We start from the raw sequence: 456 nt of genomic DNA, 5'->3' as shown, positions 1-456 counted from the left end.
GATTCGTTTGCACAGGAGCCATCAGCCACGGCATCAGAATATGTTGCTTCCAATCCATTTGAGCAGTTGTCCGCTTCATCGGTCACGTCACCAGTAAGCGTCAAATCGTTGGCATCCTGGTCGCACTCGATAGTGGTACCATTAGGAACCGTAAAGGTAGGCGCAGTAGTGTCCACCACGTTTATCGTCTGCACTAGGTTTGTCTCGTTTCCACAGTCATCGACAAGAGTCCAAGTTCTTGTGATTACAGATTCGTTTGCACAGGAGCCATCAGCCACTGCATCGGTGTAAGTTGCCTCCAATCCATTTGAGCAGTTGTCGTTCTCATCTGTCACGTCACCAGTAAGGGAAAGGTCCGTTGGATCTTGGTCACACTCGATAGTGGTACCAGCAGGAACCGTAAAGGTAGGCGCAGTAGTGTCCACCACGTTTATTGTCTGCACTAGGCTTGTCTCG

Annotated in this window: 1 pseudogene; it reads right to left on the bottom strand. The window is 50.0% G+C overall.

Annotation, left to right across the window (positions count from 1 at the left end):
• A pseudogene (locus AB9K26_RS00155) lies at positions 1 to 443 on the bottom strand (gliding motility-associated C-terminal domain-containing protein); the annotation flags it as partial.
• Between the last annotated feature and the right edge of the window lie 13 nt (positions 444 to 456).

It is taken from the genome of Psychroserpens sp. XS_ASV72 (genome assembly GCF_041224425.1).
Lineage (GTDB): Bacteria > Bacteroidota > Bacteroidia > Flavobacteriales > Flavobacteriaceae > Psychroserpens.
Note: the sequence above shows the minus strand (reverse complement) of the source record. Positions and strands in the feature narration are given on the sequence as shown.